At 63.4% G+C, this 1,406-nt stretch carries 2 protein-coding genes; one reads left to right on the top strand and one right to left on the bottom strand.

Going from position 1 to position 1,406, the window contains the following annotated elements; all coding sequences use genetic code 11:
- Positions 1–95: 95 nt before the first annotated feature.
- Positions 96–443: an MFS transporter gene (locus WDW90_RS37085; RefSeq protein WP_336492719.1), complete on the bottom strand. Its 348-nt coding sequence runs from the start codon at positions 441–443 to the stop codon at positions 96–98.
- A gap of 580 nt (positions 444–1,023) precedes the next feature.
- Here WDW90_RS37085 and WDW90_RS37080 point away from each other — a divergent pair.
- A complete protein-coding gene (locus WDW90_RS37080) occupies positions 1,024–1,323 on the top strand; it encodes a hypothetical protein (RefSeq protein ID WP_336492718.1) in 300 nt (99 codons plus the stop codon).
- The last annotated feature ends 83 nt before the right edge of the window (positions 1,324–1,406 follow it).

Here is a 1,406-nt window from a genome sequence, read left to right as displayed (position 1 = left end):
CGCGAAGAGAAGCGCGTGACCTGCGGGAGCGATACATCCGGGACCGATGAGGATCAGGAGTAGCTTGCCTCACTGCCCCCAATCAGAGAGGGCTCCTAGAACTGCATCACGAAGCCGGCAACGAACAGCCAGCTCTGATCGGCGGCGTTCCCGTAGACATAGGCGGCACCGGCCGCGCAGACGAGGAAGGTCGCGGTCGTCGCCTTGCGGCCGACCTTCTCGAGCATCACGACCGCCGTGAAGAAGCCCGGTATGCCGCCGATGGTAATCAACGTCACGAAGCCGACCGACCCCACGATCGAGAAGGCCTTCTCCTTGAGGAGAACTGCGATCCATGAGTTCAAGCCGAAGAAGCCGATCAGCGCGAAGAACCAGAGGCCGAAGGCCATTACGGTGCGCAGGCGGTACTCGGGCGAGATATCCCACGGGTGTGAGATCAGCACGTCCGCCTGCCGCAGCTTGGCAACGATCTCCTCAGGCTAAGGTCGCTTCGCCATCTCGTCCGTCCTCCAGGCTCAAAAGTCATACCAAAGAGCGGGCCACCCCCGTGGGGGCGGATCACTTCGGTTGGTGGAAGGGGTGAGTCCTCAGCAGCTTAGCGGCAACCGGCAGGCCTGCAGGTTCTTGGGGAGATAACGAGCCTCGACGCGGCATCGAGCCAGGGATAGGCTCACTTCGTCAGGAACCACGGCTTGCACGCCGAAGTGTTCTTAAGGCCCCAGTTCGGATCGTGCACACGGACCCTCCGGAGGCTTTATTTTTGGCCCCGAGCATCCTCCGTACGGCGCTGCACGTCGAGATGCACGACGCGCTCGCGCTTGCCGATGGCGGCAGCAGTCGCCACGGCGAACCGCTGCGGTGAGGGGTCGAAACTGTTTCGAGTTCTCGGGTACTGGTTCGCCCCGTGCTGCGTCAGCTGTCGCCACCCAGCCATACAAGCCGGGCCGCACGCTGCTGTGGTTGCTCGGTCACTGCGCCGCCGTCCGCACCTGCTTAAGCTGAGCGTAACGGGGACGCGTTGAGATGAGCAGGGACATGGGACGGGAAGAGTGCGCGCGGTTGCTGCAGGCTGCCTGGAACTTCGCTCAAGAAGTGCGACAGCAGACGAGCGTTGTGGTCGAACTCCGCCTGACCACGCTGGGGCTGACGGCCGTAGCAGCCGATGCAATTTGCAGCCGCACCGCTACAGTCTCGTGGAACGAGCTCGAGCGGGCTGATGATCTGCCGGCGCTGCTAACGCGCGCGATCCGGCAGGCGGCTGAACGACCGCGCATGGCTGTCCGGGCGGTGGCTGCGCTTCAGGAGCCAGTGATCCTCCTCTGAATGAGTGGACACCTCTGCTACGCTCCCATGGGGGCTGGAAGGTGTCTGATGGGGACAACGAAACGAACGTTCACGCCGGAGTT

Source organism: Methylobacterium nigriterrae (assembly GCF_037106235.1).
GTDB lineage: Bacteria > Pseudomonadota > Alphaproteobacteria > Rhizobiales > Beijerinckiaceae > Methylobacterium > Methylobacterium nigriterrae.
Note: the sequence above shows the minus strand (reverse complement) of the source record. Positions and strands in the feature narration are given on the sequence as shown.